The following is a 1578-nucleotide window of genomic DNA, read 5'->3' as shown; positions in this document are numbered from 1 at the left end:
CACAGGATATAAATATCTATGAAGATGATAAACTTACTAAAGAGCTAAAGAGTGAAGATAGTACAAATAAGAGATATCAAATTTACATAGATGAAGCAAATTCCACAAACTATCAAAACCAAAGCAACACAAACCAAACAGGTCAAACAAAGATAAACCAAGATACCAAGTATGGTATCAACCTACTAAGCAAAGATAATATGAATAGCTTTATCAACTCTTTTAATGAATCAAAGAGTATAACAAGAGTAGATAAGGGTATGTGGGTGGATAGGGATGAAGAGGTTGGGGTAAAAACCGAAATAGACATTAGAATATTTAGAATAAGAGCTTTTATGTGCGCTATAAAGTACGGTGAAGGAACAAATGGAAGCAACGGATACGAAATAAATGTTGGTGGAAAGTTATTTACTAAAGATTATGGAAAAGACTTTTCAGATCATCCAAGATATTATGTAAAATCTCTTAATTCTAGTGCTGCTGGTGCATACCAAATAAAATCTAGTACTTGGGATATGATTCTCAAAAAGTACAAAAAGACCTATGATATTACTGATTTTTCTCCTATTAACCAAGACAAAGCTTGTTTGATATTAATTAAACACATTAGAAACGCTCTTGAGTTGATAGCAGATGAAAAAATTGACGAGGCAGTTAGAAGCAGGACTGATAATGACAAAAAAAGACTACATTACGAATGGGCTAGCATGCCAGACTCTCCATATGGACAACGAACCATAACTATGGATAAGTTTATGGAGTACTATATGTATCATTTGGAATTAGAACAAATAGGTATAAGTAATTTAGCTATAAGCAATAAAGATATTAAAAAATTTTTAGATTAAAGGATATGTTATGAAGTTAAATGGCTTGGTTCTTATTTTTGCCTTACTTACTTCTACTTTTTGTTCTGAGTTAGAAGAAAAACTAGAGGCTGAATTTGACAAACATAAGGTCAAAGAAGTATATAAAGGTGAGATAAAAATTCCAAATAGTTATAAGAAGGATGAAGAAGGGCTTTATAGAGATAAATTTGGCAAATTTGTAAGCAATCAGCAAGATTTTTACGTAAATTTTGCAGGTAAGTATATGATAGTTACGCATAGTTGTGGCACTAGCTGCTATTATAGAACAGTTGAGGACTTAAGTGCAGGCAAGAGCGTAAAGATAGAAGGTATGGATAAATTTGACAATACCGAAACCAGACCATTGTTTAAAGATAGTGAAATGGGCGGATTTGCCAAACTTTATACTAGAGAGGATAGCGATCTTCTAATGGCTAGATTTGTAAATTTCGATACAGATGTTTGCAAACAAGAGTATTTTGTACTAAAAACACTTAAAAATGGTAAGAAGGAGCTAAAAAGCATATCAGAAAAAACACATTGCGATACGCCAATAGAATAATCATGAAATTTAGAACCATATTATTAATAAATTTGCTAATAAGCTTAAATTTATATGCTTACGAGCCTTTAAGCCCGAACGAAGCTATGAGAAAATTTGCCTCTGACTTTTTACAGATAAACGACTATCCACTTGATCCTACAATGGACTATGGCAGCCACACTATAT

General features: G+C 32.2%; 2 protein-coding genes. Both read left to right on the top strand.

Annotation, left to right across the window (positions count from 1 at the left end):
• Window positions 1-848, top strand: an 848-nt coding sequence (locus CYP84_RS10805; protein WP_180996400.1) for a glycoside hydrolase family 24 protein, incomplete at its 5' end; no start/stop codon positions are given.
• A gap of 10 nt (window positions 849-858) precedes the next feature.
• Window positions 859-1410: a hypothetical protein gene (locus CYP84_RS07390; RefSeq protein ID WP_103637135.1), complete on the top strand. Its 552-nt coding sequence runs from the start codon at window positions 859-861 to the stop codon at window positions 1408-1410.
• Window positions 1411-1578: the final 168 nt, after the last annotated feature.

This window comes from Campylobacter concisus (genome assembly GCF_002912425.1).
Lineage (GTDB): Bacteria > Campylobacterota > Campylobacteria > Campylobacterales > Campylobacteraceae > Campylobacter_A > Campylobacter_A concisus_AH.
The sequence above is the reverse complement of the archived record's forward strand: the minus strand, read 5'-3'. Positions and strand labels throughout refer to the sequence as shown.